Origin of the sequence: Bacillus sp. DHT2, assembly GCF_026241455.1 — a bacterium.
Lineage (GTDB): Bacteria > Bacillota > Bacilli > Bacillales > Bacillaceae_G > Bacillus_A > Bacillus_A pseudomycoides.
Window position 1 is genome coordinate 1 of record NZ_JAPHWH010000021.1, and the last position, 17735, is coordinate 17735.

A 17735-nucleotide genomic window follows, 5' to 3' on the forward strand; every position below is an offset into this window, starting at 1 on the left:
TATTAGGCACGCCGCCAGCGTTCATCCTGAGCCAGGATCAAACTCTCCAATAAAGTTAGTTTGTCTAGCATCTAAAATAAAAATTGACGTTTCACGTTGTTTGTTTCGTTCAGTTTTCAAAGAACTCATTGCCGCCGAAGCGACTTTATCAATATAACATTTTGTTATATTTTCGTCAACAACTTTTTTTATCTTAAAAGTTGTTTTCGTTTGTTTTCTTTGTTGTCTTTCGTGACAACGAATATAAATATACCAGTTCATTTATTAAAATGCAATAGTTTTTTTAATAAAATTTTTAACCTAATCAAAAAGTATAAAAACAGTATCAATCCCCCTACATAAAGACACCTTTCTTCTATATAGTAAATGAATCATTTTAACTTCATTATATGACAAAAAGAAAAGCTTTGGAGAAATCTCCAAAGCTTAGATTAGTCTTACTTATGACGCATCGCTGGGAATAACAGCACGTCGCGAATAGATGGCGCATTTGTTAATAGCATAACAAGACGATCAATACCAATTCCAAGTCCACCTGTAGGAGGCATACCGTACTCAAGTGCTTCAATATAATCATCGTCCATCATATGCGCTTCATCATTACCTTGCTCACGCTCTTTTAATTGCGCTTCAAAACGTTCTTTTTGATCGATTGGATCATTTAATTCCGTAAACGCATTCGCATGCTCACGAGCAACAATGAATAACTCGAAACGATCTGTAAAGCGTGGATCTTCATCATTCTTTTTCGCAAGCGGAGAAATTTCCACTGGGTGTCCATAGATAAATGTAGGTTGAATTAACTTTTCTTCTACTTTTTGTTCGAAGAATTCATTGATAATATGACCAACTTCCATTGTATCTTTAATTTCCACACCATGTTCTTTCGCCAATGCACGTGCTTCTTCCACGCTCATCGGGCTCCAGAAATCTGCTCCAGAATATTGTTTAATTGCATCTACCATGTGGAGACGTGTCCATTCTGGCTCTAAATTAATTTCTTGCTCACCGTACTGGATTGTTGTTGTACCTAGTACTTGTTTTGCGATATGAGCAATCATGTTTTCTGTTAGTTTCATAATATCTTTATAGTCAGCATATGCTTCATATAATTCGATCATTGTAAATTCAGGATTATGACGCGTTGACACACCTTCATTACGGAATACACGGCCGATTTCGTATACCTTCTCTAAGCCACCTACAATAAGGCGTTTTAAGTGTAACTCAATTGCAATACGCATATATAATTCCATATCTAACGCATTATGATGCGTAATGAATGGACGAGCAGAAGCACCACCCGCAATCGCGTGCATCATTGGTGTTTCCACTTCAAGGTAGCCATTATCATCTAAGTATCTTCTCATTTCACGAATGATTTTACTACGAGTAACAAATGTTTCACGACTCTCCATGCTCGTAATTAAATCTAGGTAACGTTGACGGTAACGTTGTTCAACATCTTTCAATCCATGGTATTTATCTGGAAGTGGACGAAGAGCTTTCGTTAATAACGTAAATCCTGTTGCTTTCACTGAAAGCTCACCTACGTTCGTTTTGAAAACTTTCCCTTCAATTCCTACTAAATCACCTAAGTCAGCTGTATTAAATAATTCATATTGCTCATCTCCAACAGCATCTTTACGAACATAGATTTGAACTTGTCCGTGTAAATCTTGGATATGTGCAAAACCTGCTTTCCCTTTACCGCGCTTCGTCATAATACGGCCAGCAATAGAAACAGAGATTCCTTTCTCTTCTAATTCTTCTTTAGAGAACTCTCCATACAAGTTTAATAATTCTTCCGTTGAATTCGTACGTTCAAAACGTTTACCAAACGGATCGATCCCTTGTTCACGTAAGTTATGTAACTTCTCACGACGAACAAGCAATTGGTCATTTAATTCTTCGTGGTTCATGTTATCCATGGTATTGATATCACTCCAGCTCTATTAAATTTTACAATATATACAGTATATCATTTTCTACTCAACTAGAAAAACTGCCAGTAGCATACTGGCAGTTCTTCTTTCTTTCACGTAATTATAGGTAGTGAGAGAAGGAATGTCAAACGTTCTCTCTTTCCTCCTTTTAACCAACGTGAATTGTTTGTTGTTTTGCTTCTACTTCTTCTACAAATGCACCTAATAAAGAGGCAAGATCTTCACGAGTATCACAAGTATTAATTGCATTACGTACTCTCGCATTACCACGAACACCTTTTAAATACCAGGCTGCATGCTTTCTCATCTCTCTTACTGCAATATCTTCATTCTTTAAGTCAATAAGACGATCTAAGTGCAACATACATACATCCATTTTCTCACGCACTGTTGGTTCCGGCATTAATTCCCCTGTTTCTAAATATTTTACCGTACGATAAATCATCCATGGATCCCCAAGAGCTGCACGTCCAATCATAACGCCATCTACCCCTACTTCATCAAGCATACGTTTCGCATCTTGAGGAGTTTCTACGTCACCATTTCCAATAACAGGAATATTTACAGATTGTTTTACCTGTTTAATAATATCCCAATCCGCTTTCCCTTCATACATTTGAACACGTGTACGTCCATGAACCGCTACCGCTTGACCGCCTGCACGTTCCACAGCTCTAGCATTTTCAATTGCGAAAATGTGGTCTTCATCCCAGCCAATACGCATTTTAACTGTAACTGGTTTTTCAACAGCATCTACAACGGCCGCTACCATTTCATATACTTTATCTGGATCTAATAACCACTTTGCACCAGCATCACACTTCGTAATTTTCGGAACTGGGCAACCCATATTGATATCGATAATATCCGCCGTTGTGTTTTTATCTACATATTTCGCAGCACCAACAAGCGTTTCTTTCTCACCGCCAAAAATTTGTAAACTTAGCGGCTTCTCTCTCTCATCGATATATAACATATCTAATGTTTTTTGGTTATTAAATAAAATCGCCTTATCACTTACCATTTCAGCACATACTAAACCTGCACCAAACTCTTTTACTGTTAAACGGAATGCAGAGTTACACACTCCCGCCATCGGTGCTAGTACAACTGGATTCTTCATCTCAATGTTTGCAATCTTTAACACTCTACTGTCTCCTTTCTTTACCCTCACTTTGGCATTAATTCATCTATTGAAATATTTAATGTCTTAGCAACTTCTACTACAAAATCTTGAGAAGGGGTTCTATTCCCTCTCTCTACTTCTCCTAAAACAGATACAGATACCCCTAATTCCTTTGCAAAACCTTCTTGCGTATAACCTTTCAACTTCCGAAAAGCACGAATGCGTCTTCCCCATTTTTCTGCTTCCATACCGTTACTCCCTCTCGCCTTTTCATTTCATCTACTTGCGAACGTGAAATGTTTTGTTTTATATCTTGATTGATCTCTAACAACGGAACGATAACAAAAGCTCTTTCGAACATCCGCGGATGCGGCACAATAAGATTCTCTGCTTCAATATTTTCTTGATTATAGAGCAAAATGTCAATGTCAATGGTTCGCGGGCCCCATCTGATTTCCCTTTTTCTTCCTAATTCTATCTCAACCTTTTGCGTTACTTTCAACAATTCTTGCGGCAGTAAATTGGTAGAAATTTTTATAACTAAATTTAAAAAACGATTTTGATCTGTATATCCCACTGGATCTGTTTCATATACAGAAGAGACATCCTCCACTTGAATATGAGGATTTTTATTTAACAGCTCAATCACTTGCAATAAATAAACATAACGATCACCAATATTTGATCCTAACGCAACATATACTACATTTTTCATGGTCGGCCTCTCGTAATTTCTACCGCCACAGCACGATAGTGCCCTGGTATTGGTGGATCCGGTTTAACAACCTTTACTGTACATCGCAAAATACTTACGTACTGATTCAATATATTCGCCGCTATATTTTCCGCAATACTTTCTACAAGCTTATATGTTCGATCTTCTACCACTTGTCTACAAAGTTCAAAGAGCTCCCCGTAGTTTACCGAATGCTCTAAGTTATCACTTTCGCCCGCTTGTTTTAAATCCAGTTCCACTGTTAAATCCACTTTAAACCTTTGCCCCAATTTATTCTCTTCTGGAAATACGCCATGATAGCCATAAAACTCCATATCATGAATATAAATTTTATCCAATCATTTTACCCCCTTGCCAATCATTGCATCCATCATCTTTGCCATACGTGCCATTTCCTTCACATCATGAACACGAATCATTTCACAGCCTTTATCAATACCAAGACAAATCGATGCTCCTGTGCCTTCTACACGTTCCTCTACCGGCAAATCTAAAACATGACCGATAAACGATTTTCTCGAAGTTGCAAGAAGGACTGGATACCCTAACACATGTAATTTTTCTAGATTGCGCATGGCTTCTAAATTTTGTTCTGGCGTCTTCGCGAAACCGATACCCGGATCTAAAACGATATTCTCATCAGGTACACCTGCACCTTTTGCAATTTTAACACTCTCATATAGATCCGCAATCATATCCGCAATAAGATTACGGTAATTTGTGTTATCACGATTATGCATTAAAATTATCGGCACATTATAATGTGCCGCAACTTCTGCAATTTTCGGTTCTGCCTTCGCTCCCCAGATATCATTAATAATATGAGCACCCGCTTCAATTGCTTGCTTGGCTACTTCAGCTTTATACGTATCAATAGAAATAGGCACTTTCACTTCTTTCGAAACCGCTTGAATCATCGGGATTACGCGCCCTAACTCTTCTTCCACCGAAACTTTCGCGAAACCAGGACGAGTTGATTCTCCACCGATATCAATAATATCAGCTCCATTACTCACCATTTCTCTCGCATGACTTACAGCTGCGTTCATCTCATCGTAGTTTCCACCATCTGAGAATGAATCTGGTGTAACATTTAAAATCCCCATGATTAATGTCTTTGTATTTAAATCCAATGTATATTCGCCGCAGCGCAAATCATAATTCCACTTCACACTACACATCTCCTCTTCGCAGTTCATTTCGGCTCCAAAGATTTTCTCTATGCATTTCATATACATACATTAGAGACTTTGTAACCTTTCCTTCTTTACCAGGGAAATTAAATTCTCCAATCTGATTAAGCGGGACAATTTCTTGAATAGAATTCGTTACAAACACCTCATCAGCGGAAAGTAACTCCTTTTGTGTAAAGAAGCCTTCTTCCACATGTACATCTAATATTTCAGCAATCCTTATAATAAACGCACGAGTGATTCCATTTAAAATCCCAGTTTCAAGTGAAGGTGTATATAAGATACCCTCCTTTACAAAAAAGAGATTCGAAACAATCCCCTCCGCTACGTGGCCTGCTTCAGTAAAAAAGATCCCTTCTTTGTTCACAACATTTCCAATTTCACGTTTTCCTAAAATGTTATTTAAATAATGATGGGACTTTAAACGAAATGCTCCTTCCGGCGTATTTCGTATTTGCTTCAAAATAACGCCTTCCTTTTCCATCACTACACCAGGGACCACCAAAGGCTTTATAAACACAATAACAGAGGGCTCTTCATAAACCTCTGTTTGTAAACCTATTTCATCTATACCAGCCGATACATTAAAGCGCACATACGCATGGTCTATCCTATTCCTTACAAGTAACTCCTGTAAAATGCACAGCACATCATCTTTCGTCATCGTCCATTTGATTTGCAACGTAGAAAGAGCATCCATTAAACGTTCATAGTGGTCATCTAATAAAAACGGATGACCATTATAAATACGAAACGTCTCAAAAACACCTAACCCATATAAATACCCATGATCATATGGAGAGATTTTCGCTTCATCCGCTTCCACATACGTGCCATTCACATAAATTAACATGATGATATACTTGGACTATGATGCCGAATAAAGTTCTGCAGCAATTCTTTCCCATGTGAAGTCATAATGGATTCTGGATGAAACTGCACTCCTTCAATTGGCAATGTTTTATGACGAAGCGCCATAATCTCTCCCTCTTCTGTCCAAGATGTCACTTCTAAACATTCTGGCAATGTTTCTTTTTTTACAATAAGAGAATGATAACGCGTTGCTGTAAATGGATTTGGAATGTCTGCAAAAATCATTTTTCCATCATGATACATAAGAGAAGTTTTTCCATGCATTAAACGATCCGCACGAACAACATCGCCTCCGAAAACCTGTGCAATCGATTGATGACCTAGACACACACCAAAAATAGGAATCTTTCCTGCAAAATATTTAATGACATCCATACTTATACCAGCTTCATTCGGACTACAAGGACCTGGTGAAATCATAAGAAGGTCAGGTTTCATTTGTTCAATATCTGAAATTGTAATTTCATCATTGCGCTTGACGATAAGCTCTTGTCCAAGTTCTCCAAGAAATTGCACTAAATTAAATGTAAAAGAATCATAATTATCAATCATCAATATCATTTCTCTCACCTAACCGTTTCTTCGCTACTTTCTTTCGCACGCCACAGGGCGATTGCCTTTTTTAACGACTCTTTATATTCATTTTTCGGATTTGAGTCAATTACAATTCCCGCTCCAGCCTGCACATACGCTTGACCATCTTTTGCAAGAAGCGTCCGAATCACAATATTTAATTCCATATCTCCTGAGTAACCAATCCATCCAATTGAACCTGTATAAATCCCACGGCGAACAGGTTCTAATTCTTCTATAATTTCCATCGTACGTATTTTGGGTGCACCCGTAATCGTTCCACCTGGAAATACAGCTCGCACTAAATCGAAAGCATCCTTATCTCGTCCGACCTCACCACGAACGTTTGAAACGATATGCATAACATGCGAATATTTTTCGATAACCATAAATTCATCTACTTCTACAGTTCCATACTTACAAACTCGCCCTAAATCATTACGCTCTAAATCCACAAGCATGACGTGTTCTGCACGTTCCTTTTCATTTTCAATTAACTCTTTCGCTAAGCTCTCATCTTCTTGTTCATTTTTCCCACGAGAACGTGTACCAGCAATCGGACGGGTACTCACTTCATTCCCTTGCTTTTTAATTAACAATTCAGGTGAACCGCTAACAATTTGAAAATCTCCAAGCTCTAAATATCCCATATATGGTGATGGATTAATTTCACGAAGACTCGTATAAATCTCCAGTGGGTGTGTTTGTAATGTTTTCTCTTGTCTTGTAGACAAATTCACTTGAAACACATCTCCAGCCCCAATATATTCTTGAATACGCTGAACAGCTTTCATAAATCCTTCTTCTGTAAAAGCTACCGCTTCATTTCTATGTTCAGGAAATTCAAATGGCAATTTAACTTCAGGAACTTCCTTCATCCAAAGGCTCTTCCATTCATTTAAACGACTTTCCGCTTCCTCACGTTCATCTATATAATGCGTAATAATCCACAACACTTTCTCTTGTTGATCATACACAAACACGTCATCAAATAATAAAAAGAATATGTCAGGTATATCCACATCATCCTCCGCAAGGGAAGGAAGTTTTTCAATATAACGGATACAGTCATAACTAAAATATCCGATTGCACCACCTTGAAATGGCGGATAGTCTGGATTATGATTCGTTCTCCATCGTTCCATATACCTTTGCATTAAATCTAACGGATCGCCTTTCTCTATTGTTTCCTTACCGCTTTCACTTATATGTAACGTTTCATCTTTCCCCCGAATCACCGCTACCGGATCGAGCCCCGCAATACTATAACGACCCCCACGTCCACTTTCTAACAAAATATGTTGATTCTTATTCTGAGAAAGAGACTTATATTGCTTAAAAAAATCTAAATGATATGGAACAGAAAGCGCTAAAGATTTTCTTCGCTGCATACCAACACCCCGTCTTCTTTTATCCCACTCCCTTAGACTAATCACCCCAAATTACAGATGGTTAATATGAAACAATCGTCCCTGAGAGCTAGTGAAAATATTTTAACTTTACTACTACTTATTTTACATGAAGTTTTCTAGTCATTCACTATTTTCAAACGAAAAAAGAAAAAGCATTCCTTTTCAGGAATACTTTTTCTGGCCATACTAATTATGATTCAAATTGATAAAGCGGTGTACTTAAATAACGTTCACCATTACTTGGAATAATTACAAGAACCTTTTTCCCTTTACCAAGTTTTTTCGCAACTTCTGTCGCGGCATAAATGACAGCACCTGAAGAAATACCAACTAAAATCCCCTCTTCACGAGCCACTCTTCTCGCATATTCAAATGCCTGTTCTGTCTTCACTTGAATAATTTCATCATATACTTCTACATCCAATGTTTCAGGAATGAATCCAGCCCCAATACCTTGAATCTTATGCGGACCTGGTTTCCCACCAGATAACACTGGAGAATCTGCAGGTTCTACTGCGTAAATTCTAATATCTTTATATATTTCTTTTAACACTTCACCAGCACCCGTAATTGTTCCACCAGTACCGATACCAGCGATAAATGCATCTAATTCATTACCCATTTGTTCAACAATTTCTGGCCCTGTCGTCAAACGGTGAATTTCTGGATTCGCCGGGTTTTGGAATTGTTGTGGTATAAAGTAACCATGCTCTTTCGCTAATTCAGTTGCCTTACGAATTGCGCCGCCCATTCCTTCTGGACCCGGAGTTAATACTAATTCAGCTCCATAAGCACGTAATAAGTTACGACGTTCAATACTCATTGTCTCCGGCATTACTAAAATTGCCTTATAGCCCTTTGCAGCCGCTACCATCGCTAAGCCAATTCCTGTGTTACCACTCGTTGGTTCAATAATTGTATCGCCTTCTTGTAATAATCCCTTTTTTTCAGCAGCTTCGATCATAGATAATGCAATACGATCTTTTACGCTACTTCCAGGGTTCATGAATTCTAATTTTAAGTAAATGTCTGCACTGTCTTGCTCTACGATGCGGTTCAACTTAACGATCGGCGTTTTCCCGATTAATTCTGAAACTGATTGTGCCACTCGCATTCCTGTCACTCCTAACACCGAGTATTTTTATTGGTTTTATATACATTTAAATTTTGACAGATTTTTTCTTACTTGTCAATTTATTTAGATGATTTACAATTGCTAGAAAATCTTTCTGTTTACAAGCTTTCAATCAAGTTTGTAATATCTTCTTTAGAGAAATTATATCGCTCATTACAGAAATGACAATGCACTTCCGTTTCATCTTCTTCCTCACGAACTTGTTCTAATTCTTTTTTACCGAGACTAATTAATACACTCTCAATACGCTCACGAGAACATGTACAATTAAATTGAACGTCCATTGTTTCTAATACCTTCACTTTTTCTTTTCCTAGTACTTCGTATAATAATTCCTCTGGCGAAAGCCCTTGTTCAATTAATTTTGAAACAGGTGGGATTTTTTGCAGACGCTCTTCAATAAAGGAGATTGTCTCTTCCTGTGCTCCTGGCATAATTTGCAGGATAAATCCACCTGCAGCAAGTATGCTATCATCCCCATTTACAAGGACACCAATACCAACAGAAGAAGGTGTTTGCTCAGAAACAGCAAAATAATACGTGAAATCTTCCCCTAATTCTCCCGAAACAATTGGAGATTGCCCGATAAACGGTTCACGCATACCGATATCTTTAATTACTGTTAGAAACCCTTCTGTACCTACTGCTTGATATACACGCAATTTCCCTTGCTCTGTTGCTTCAAAATCAACGTGGGGATTCGTTACATATCCACGTACATCTCCATTCGCATGAGCATCCACTAAGATTGGGCCAAGTGGGCCATTTCCTTCCACCTTAATCGTCAGCTTCTGATCACCTTTTAACATAGCCCCCATCATTGCACCAGCTGTTAACGAACGCCCAAGTGCCGCTGAAGCGGTTCTCCATGTATCATGACGTCTTTGCGCCTCACTTACCATATTTGTTGTACGTACACTATACGCACGAACTTCTCCATCAAACGCTAACGCTTTTACTAAATAATCTTTCATACTTATTTATTCACCCTTCTCATGTTGTAAATTTGCATTACGTTCATATAGCATATGCAAGCCTTTTAATGTTAAAAACGGATCTACAACATCAATTACATTAGATTCTTCTGCAATTAATTTTGCTAATCCTCCAGTTGCAATAACTTTCGGTTCTTGTTTAGCTTCTTCTTTCATACGCTTCACAATACCTTCCACTTGTCCAACATACCCATAAAGAATGCCAGCTTGCATTGCACTTACTGTATTTTTCCCAACAATACTACTTGGTTTTGTAATTTCAATACGAGGAAGTTTAGCCGCTCTACTGTATAAAGCTTCTGCCGAAATCATAATACCTGGTGTAATTACCCCGCCCATATAATGCTTATTTTCGTTAATATAACAATATGTAGTAGCTGTTCCAAAATCGACAATAATAAGCGGGCTTCCGTATAATTGGATACCAGCTACAGCATTTACAATACGATCCGCTCCAACCTCACGCGGATTTTCATATTTAATATTTAAACCTGTTTTTATTCCTGGTCCCACTACAAGTGGTTTAATTTTGAAATATTTCTCACACATACGCTCTAAGGCAAACATAATTGGTGGTACAACCGAAGAAACAATAATTCCTTTCACATCTTGAAAAGAAAGGCCTTCATGTTCAAGTAACTGTTTCACTAACATACCATATTCATCTTCTGTTTTATGACGATCAGTCTCCATGCGCCAATGCTGACGAAGTTTCCCATCTTCAAATACACCAAGCACCGCATTTGTATTTCCTACATCCAATACAAAAATCATATTCTCACCACTTATCTTATTTAATCTATATTTGTGCAGTATGTACAAAACTGATAATGCCATCATATCATACATACCTATATAATCAGTTTTTCCATCTTCACCATTTTACAAAAAGATCGTTCACTATTTCAATTTTTAAAGCAAAGAAGCTTCAAATTTATATACAAGTACACAATTTTCTCAGCATAAAAAAAGGAGTGACTATTGTCACTCCTTCATTTCTTATTTATCTTCTGCGTTCTCGTCATCTTTTTTCATTGTGATATTCACTTTCACATCTTCAGAGGACTTTTTACGCTCAGGTAAAACTCCATAATCATATAAATGATTAATTTGCTCTGCATCTAACGTCTCCACTTCAAGTAACGTTTTTGCGATAATATCAAGCTTATCACGTTTTTCAGTAAGAATTTGTTTTGCACGAGCATAACATTCTTTCATAATCGTTTGCATTTCTACATCGATGTCATGTGCAATTGCATCACTGTAGTTTTGTTCTGAATGGAAATCTCTTCCTAAGAACACCTGACCACCTTGTGAGCTTCCAAACTGCATCGGTCCAAGCTTATCACTCATACCAAATTCCGTTACCATACGTCTTGCAATGCCAGTCGCACGTTGGAAGTCGTTATGAGCTCCTGTACTTACTTCACCAAATACAATTTCCTCAGCCACTCGGCCACCAAGTAAACCAGTGATTTTATCAAGTAATTCTGGTTTTGTCATGAAGTAACGATCTTCTTTTGGAAGCATTACCGCATACCCACCAGCTTGACCGCGAGGAACAATTGTTACTTTATGAACGATATCCGCCTCATCAAGCACGACACCAATTACAGTATGGCCCGCTTCATGGAATGCGACAATATTACGTTCTTTTTCAGAAATAACACGACTTTTCTTCGCAGGACCTGCAATAACACGATCCGTCGCTTCATCGATATCAGACATGTCAATTTTCTTTTTATCTTGACGCGCAGCTACTAATGCAGCTTCGTTTAATAAGTTCTCAAGATCTGCACCAGAGAATCCTGGTGTGCGAGTCGCAATTGCTCTTAAGTTAATATCATCATCAAGTGGTTTGTTACGAGCATGTACTTTTAGTACCGCTTCACGTCCATTTACATCTGGACGATCCACTGTGATTTGACGGTCAAAACGTCCTGGACGTAATAACGCTGGGTCAAGAATATCAGGACGGTTTGTTGCAGCGATGATAATAATCCCTTCGTTTGCACCGAATCCATCCATTTCAACAAGAAGTTGGTTTAGCGTTTGTTCACGTTCATCGTGACCACCACCAAGACCTGCCCCACGTTGACGACCTACTGCATCAATCTCATCGATAAAGATGATACAAGGAGCATTTTTCTTCGCATTTTCAAACAAATCACGTACACGGGAAGCACCGACACCAACGAACATCTCTACGAAATCAGAACCACTAATAGAGAAGAAAGGAACGCCAGCCTCACCTGCAACAGCACGTGCAAGCAATGTTTTACCTGTACCTGGAGGTCCAACTAGCAGAACACCCTTAGGAATACGGGCACCAACTTCAGCAAACTTGCGAGGATCTTTTAAGAATTCTACTACCTCAACAAGTTCTTGTTTCTCTTCGTCTGCTCCAGCTACATCTCTGAAGCGCACTTTTTTCTTTTCATCATTGTATAACTTCGCCTTACTTTTCCCGAAATTCATAACACGGCTTCCGCCGCCCTGAGCTTGGTTTAGTAAGAAGAAGAATAAGATGAAGATAATCACAAACGGAATGATAGAAGTAAAGAATGTCACCCAAGCACTCGTTTCCTCTGCTGGTTGATACTTCACTTCAGCACCTTGCGCTTTGTCATTAATTTTCTTTTGTAATTCTTCAGTATTTGGTGCATAAGTAACAAATTGTTCTTCCTGACTAGCATTGCTAAATTGTCCTTTTACCTCAAACACACCATTTTTTGGTTGAAGCTGCACATTACGCACTTCACCTTTTTCAAGTTTAGTAATGAATTTATCGTAGCTAACTGATGTTGTTTTTTGTGTTGAACCATTAAAATAGCTCACGATTCCAATCACTACTAAGAATATCAGTAAATAAAAGATGGTATTACGGAAGATACGATTCATTCCTAACCTCCTCTCACGGCATAAACACTATAGTAAATCGTAACATAGAAAAACTTTCCTATCCAATTTTAACGCCTGTATTTAATTAATTTGAGTAAACGCTTGGTTTCAATACTCCAACATAAGGAAGATTACGATATTGCTCCTTATAATCTAAGCCATATCCTACAACAAATTCATGAGGAACAGTAAATCCAACATAATCTGCTTTCAGATCGACTTTGCGACCAGTTGGCTTATCTAGTAGCGTAACAATCTTTACAGATTTCGCCTTACGATATTTGAATAGGTCCACTAAGTAACTTAATGTAAGGCCGCTATCAATAATATCTTCAACGATTAAAATATCGCGACCTTCTACAGAAGTATCAAGGTCTTTTAAAATTTTCACTTCACCAGTTGAAACTGTAGAATGACCGTAGCTAGAAACAGCCATAAAATCCATTTCAAGATATGTATCTGTTCTTTTCAATAAATCTGCCATAAATGGCATTGCACCCTTTAATACACCGATTGCAAGAGGTACTGTATTTTTGTAATCCTCTGCAATAATTGCACCTAGCTCATGCACCTTTTCTTGTATTTGTTCTTCGGAAATTAATACTTTTTCGATATCTTGATTCATCATTTCATTATCCTCCTGGAAGACTCCTTGCTTTTGTAGTGAATAATCATATATTTATCCTTATCTGCTGTTCCATGTGAAATAGCAACTGCAGATTGTTTCAACAACGGAACCCAAATAATGTTCCCGCTTGCATCACAAACAATCGGCCACTCTTCTCTCTTTTCTTTTGGTACTTTTTCCTCAATAAAAATAGCTTTTATCTTTTTCGTACCACTCATACCTTTTATTGACATGCGATCTCCATTTTCTCTAGAGCGGATAAGAAGAGGATATGATATATCATTATACTTAGCAACAAATACTGTTTCATTCATGTTACTTGGTAATTCCTCATTTACTTCTGCTACAAGTTCATCACCGTTTGCTAAGGTAACAGCACCCGGTACTGATAAAACTTGTGAAAAAGGGAAAACAATTTCTTGCTTAAATCGGAAACTACATTCTTCATATGTACGAACAATTTTTAGGCCACCAGGAAAATCAAGCGAGCCTGAAGGGTGTGTCCGCTTAAAAAATGCAATAACTTTGTCAATATGTATAGAAGAAAGCGAAGACGGAATCTTGTATTCATAAAGATAGTTTAATATTAGTTGAATCCCTCTCCTTTGTAAAGGCATAGACATGGATTCAAAGGCAGGAATTGATAAGACGATGTGTTTATCACTTTTTTTTGTAATTACTTTATTCATCTTTTCAAAAGCTAATTCCTGCAAATACGCCTCATCCTCTTGCATAAGCATACTAAAATTTTGAAATCGCTCATGCACATGCGGATTTTCCTCTTTTAAATAAGGTAGAACATACTTACGTAATCGATTCCTCGTATATACTTCCTTTTCGTTACTCGGATCCATACGTGGTGTAACCCCTAACCTTTTACAATAAGCATTAATCTCTTCCTTTGTTACCGCTAACAAAGGCCTAATTACATATCCACTATGGAAAGGGCGTTTCACAGCAATTCCAGCATAACCCTTCGGAGTACTCCCGCGGACGAGACGCATTAAAATCGTCTCCATCTGATCATCCCCATGATGCCCAAGAGCTACATATCGCGCATCATATTTCTTCATTATTCTTTCCAAAAATGCATATCGGCATTCCCTAGCAGCCACCTGTGCATTCATTCCATATTGCTGTTGATATTGCGATACATTAATTCTTATCGTTTCGCAAATAACCCCAATCTTCCGGCAAAGATTTTCTACAAATTGTAAGTCTTCATAGGATTCATCTCCTCTAAACATGTGATCCACATGCGCGACTACAATCTTCAATTTCTTCTCTTCCCTTTTCTCTAATAAATAATATAAAAGAGCTAAAGAATCAGGGCCTCCAGAAACTCCTACAACAATTGTCGAATGTTCCTCTAATACATCATGCTGCTTTGCAAACTCATCTACTTTTTCAACAAATGTATCTTTCAACTCCGCAATCACCTTTCGTTAAAACCAAACAATAACATACTTTTTACCTTACCTATAATGGTACAACTTTTACAAACTTTGTGCAAAAAAAAGATGTACAAAATTCACATTTTTATCTTACATCCCTTCCCTATCTTCATAGAAATAATACAGCTACTTTCTCCTATAAAAAAAGGCCTAGGTGTCAACCTAGACCTCATAACCAAACTGAAGAGATTTCCGCTCCCCTATTGCGCTTGTTTACCCATAATTGGAATCGTAGCCCACTTTGGCATATTCTTCTTTACCTTCGCAACGACAATCGTCATATCATCATTGATATATCCATCACTAGATCGAATGACCTCTTCCATAATAATATCAGCAATTTCTTGTGGATCATCGGTTTGTAGTTCTTTAATTTTACGTTTCATCCACAATTCATGGTTTTCCACATGCTGCGCCCCTTCAAAAATCCCATCACTCATCATAATTAGAATGTCCTCTGTTTTTAATTGTTCACCAACAACATCCACCTCAACATCCTCAATGATTCCCATTGGCAAGTTGCTTGCTTCTATTTGTAAAACGTTATTTCCACGTTTTACAAAACTTGGGGTTGAACCAATTTTTAAAAACTTAGCGCTTGCATCACGTAAATCTACCATAGCTAAATCAAGCGTCGTAAACATTTCTTCTGTCGTCCTCAATGAAAGAATTGAATTAATAGACTTAATAGCAATTTCTTCATCAATACCGGATTGCAATATTTTTTGTAACAATTTTACTGTTTCCTTACTTTCCATATGTGCCCTTTGTCCGTTGCCCATTCCGTCACTAATGGCAAGAGCATATTTCCCAACACTTAAATCCATCATCGCATACGAATCTCCTGATACAAATCCGCCTCCTTTTGCCGCTGTAGCAAGCCCTGTATCAAGAGAAAATGTTTTCGCTGATCCAAAAGATATCATGCTATGACCATTTGGATAAGCAGAAGGTTCTTCATGTTTAACAATAATATTTTCTTTTAAAACATCCGAAAGCATCGGCGCAACTAATTTGTCACATTCCCCATGTTGATTAGATGCTGCCGGAATCATCATTTCAATATCAATATTCCCTCTATCTAAACAATAGATATCAACATGTTCCACCTCGACACCAAAGTCACGAAACGCTTGTAAAATTTGTTCTTCCTGTACCTGATGATTTTCCCGTTCACGCTGAATTTCTTTCGCAAAATCTTCCATTACTTTTGAAACACCTAATAATTGTTCTGCAACAATTCTACGATTCTCTTTCATTTGTTTTCGTAACTTTTGTCCCTCATAGAAATGACTTAATTCTCCTGCCATTAAATCTGTTACCTTTTTTCCTCTTACGCAGTGCTTTTCCCATTCACGAACCAACTTACGGTTATGCTGAAGCGTCCCTTCTTCTGTTTCATTCATAATTTGTTTCATATAATCATATGTTTTATCAAAATTCACTACCCAGCATTGATCCTTTTTAAAACATGATTGACACGTCTTTGCCGTAATTGTACTTAAAAATAAATCAGCTTCTGTTTCCTCATCCTCTTCCTCCACATATCCATATACCGAAAAGCTATTAGATAATGCAGAGAATACGTTTGCAAATTGATTAATTTTATTCGCTGTCACATCACGCATTCTTCGTAAATATTGTTGTTGATCCTGAGAATGTTCTTGTGTTCCTGGCATAAATTTAGCAAGCCGATCGATAATTGCCTGTGGTGTTAGTAAAAAGAATCCTATCGCCACTCCAGATTCTATTAAAGTTGTTATAATATTTACTTGTTTGTCGACGTATAATGTGATTAGACTTGTACCAATTAGCAACCCTAAACTAACGCCCAAACGCTTCCCTTCTTTTAATAATCCACCAAGTAACCCCGAAAAAGCCAATAGACTAAGTTGAGATAAGCTACCTACATTCGCTAAACTCAATATCAATCCTGTAACAACCCCTACTGTTGAACCAGTAGCTGCCCCTGCAACAAAAGCAAATAATAACACTAAATATCTCGTGAAAATATGTTGAACTGAAGCGTCGTAAATAAACCAATCTGTTGTACCCGTTAACACAGATGCAAGTAGTATAATTAAACAAACAATTTCTTCCGTTTCTAACGCTTGTTGCTTTCCCTTTCTTTCTGTCAATAACGGTACACTTTGTAGAAAAATCATTGTTAAAACAAAACTAAGCCCTGCTTCAATAGTACTTACAAGTAAATCATACATAGTGACGGTTTGCTGCGCGAAGTAAACAACAGCGAGATGTGCGGTTAATGCGGAGATAAATACTTGAAATGGTACAAGTCCAACAATTTTACGTGTAAATCGACTAAAGAAGATATTGTAAATGAAGAAAGTAAAAATAGATGCAAAGGCAAAAAGTAAATTATCTAGTGAAACGGAAAGCGCACCACCCATAAGAGCAAGAAATGCGAGTGCCATCTTATCACGCTTCATTACATAAACAGCAGCAAAAAACGGTAGTGCAAACGGTAAAATGTTCGTTAATATATATGCTCTTCCTAAAAGAAAACCGATTACAGCAATAACGAATCCCCATCTAAAGAAAACTTGCTCCAACTTCACTTTCAACTTGCTTGTCCATGTTATTGATCTGAGTTGTCCATCATTCATAGCCAGTGTACTTGTGTTCACAGTATTCCTTCCTGCTTTTGGCATATTTTTAACACCACCTGCATAGTTTAATTACTGTCATTATAAAAGATGATTATTGGGATTTTTGTCAAAACAACAGTTCACACTTACATAA

17 protein-coding genes are annotated in these 17735 nt (G+C 37.6%); all 17 read right to left on the bottom strand.

What is annotated here, in order from left to right:
- Positions 1-21: 21 nt before the first annotated feature.
- Entirely contained in the window at positions 22-261 is a 240-nt protein-coding gene (locus tag ORL93_RS28165; protein ID WP_265960117.1) for a hypothetical protein, read from the bottom strand.
- Positions 262-437: 176 nt separating this feature from the next.
- Complete coding sequence (lysS, locus tag ORL93_RS28170) at positions 438-1931, bottom strand: lysine--tRNA ligase (protein ID WP_003194294.1); 1494 nt, start codon at positions 1929-1931, stop codon at positions 438-440.
- Between the two features lie 163 nt (positions 1932-2094).
- Positions 2095-3093, bottom strand: a complete 999-nt coding sequence (dusB, locus tag ORL93_RS28175) for a tRNA dihydrouridine synthase DusB (protein ID WP_097795733.1) — start codon at positions 3091-3093, stop codon at positions 2095-2097.
- 23 nt (positions 3094-3116) lie between these two features.
- Entirely contained in the window at positions 3117-3320 is a 204-nt protein-coding gene (locus tag ORL93_RS28180; protein WP_000387032.1) for a helix-turn-helix domain-containing protein, read from the bottom strand.
- Positions 3272-3787, bottom strand: a complete 516-nt coding sequence (gene folK, locus ORL93_RS28185) for a 2-amino-4-hydroxy-6-hydroxymethyldihydropteridine diphosphokinase (protein ID WP_097795732.1) — start codon at positions 3785-3787, stop codon at positions 3272-3274. Before folK ends, ORL93_RS28180 begins: the two co-directional genes overlap by 49 nt.
- Positions 3784-4146 (bottom strand): dihydroneopterin aldolase, encoded by a 363-nt coding sequence (gene folB / locus ORL93_RS28190; RefSeq protein ID WP_003194288.1) that lies wholly within the window; start codon positions 4144-4146, stop codon positions 3784-3786. The genes folK and folB overlap by 4 nt, the downstream gene beginning before the upstream one ends.
- Positions 4147-5007 carry a dihydropteroate synthase gene (gene folP, locus ORL93_RS28195; RefSeq protein ID WP_026008711.1) on the bottom strand — a complete coding sequence of 287 codons (861 nt, stop codon included), beginning with the start codon at positions 5005-5007 and terminating at the stop codon, positions 4147-4149. It lies immediately after the preceding gene.
- Positions 4982-5854 carry an aminodeoxychorismate lyase gene (gene pabC, locus ORL93_RS28200; RefSeq protein WP_097795730.1) on the bottom strand — a complete coding sequence of 291 codons (873 nt, stop codon included), beginning with the start codon at positions 5852-5854 and terminating at the stop codon, positions 4982-4984. Before pabC ends, folP begins: the two co-directional genes overlap by 26 nt.
- The gene (pabA, locus tag ORL93_RS28205; RefSeq protein ID WP_097795729.1) at positions 5848-6435 is read right to left on the bottom strand and encodes an aminodeoxychorismate/anthranilate synthase component II; all 588 of its coding nucleotides are present in this window, start codon (positions 6433-6435) and stop codon (positions 5848-5850) included. The genes pabC and pabA overlap by 7 nt, the downstream gene beginning before the upstream one ends.
- A gap of 5 nt (positions 6436-6440) precedes the next feature.
- Entirely contained in the window at positions 6441-7838 is a 1398-nt protein-coding gene (gene trpE / locus ORL93_RS28210; RefSeq protein WP_097795728.1) for an anthranilate synthase component I, read from the bottom strand.
- A 211-nt stretch (positions 7839-8049) separates the two neighbouring features.
- Complete coding sequence (cysK, locus tag ORL93_RS28215; protein ID WP_097795727.1) at positions 8050-8973, bottom strand: cysteine synthase A; 924 nt, start codon at positions 8971-8973, stop codon at positions 8050-8052.
- Positions 8974-9092: 119 nt separating this feature from the next.
- Complete coding sequence (gene hslO / locus ORL93_RS28220; RefSeq protein ID WP_003194276.1) at positions 9093-9968, bottom strand: redox-regulated molecular chaperone HslO; 876 nt, start codon at positions 9966-9968, stop codon at positions 9093-9095.
- A 6-nt stretch (positions 9969-9974) separates the two neighbouring features.
- The gene (locus tag ORL93_RS28225) at positions 9975-10763 is read right to left on the bottom strand and encodes a type III pantothenate kinase (RefSeq protein ID WP_003194273.1); all 789 of its coding nucleotides are present in this window, start codon (positions 10761-10763) and stop codon (positions 9975-9977) included.
- A 225-nt stretch (positions 10764-10988) separates the two neighbouring features.
- Positions 10989-12890 (bottom strand): ATP-dependent zinc metalloprotease FtsH, encoded by a 1902-nt coding sequence (ftsH, locus tag ORL93_RS28230; RefSeq protein WP_018767320.1) that lies wholly within the window; start codon positions 12888-12890, stop codon positions 10989-10991.
- An 85-nt stretch (positions 12891-12975) separates the two neighbouring features.
- A complete protein-coding gene (gene hpt, locus ORL93_RS28235; RefSeq protein WP_000981837.1) occupies positions 12976-13518 on the bottom strand; it encodes a hypoxanthine phosphoribosyltransferase in 543 nt (180 codons plus the stop codon).
- Complete coding sequence (tilS, locus tag ORL93_RS28240; RefSeq protein ID WP_018767321.1) at positions 13515-14945, bottom strand: tRNA lysidine(34) synthetase TilS; 1431 nt, start codon at positions 14943-14945, stop codon at positions 13515-13517. Before tilS ends, hpt begins: the two co-directional genes overlap by 4 nt.
- 227 nt (positions 14946-15172) lie before the next feature.
- Positions 15173-17644, bottom strand: a complete 2472-nt coding sequence (spoIIE, locus tag ORL93_RS28245) for a stage II sporulation protein E (protein WP_006093081.1) — start codon at positions 17642-17644, stop codon at positions 15173-15175.
- Positions 17645-17735: the final 91 nt, after the last annotated feature.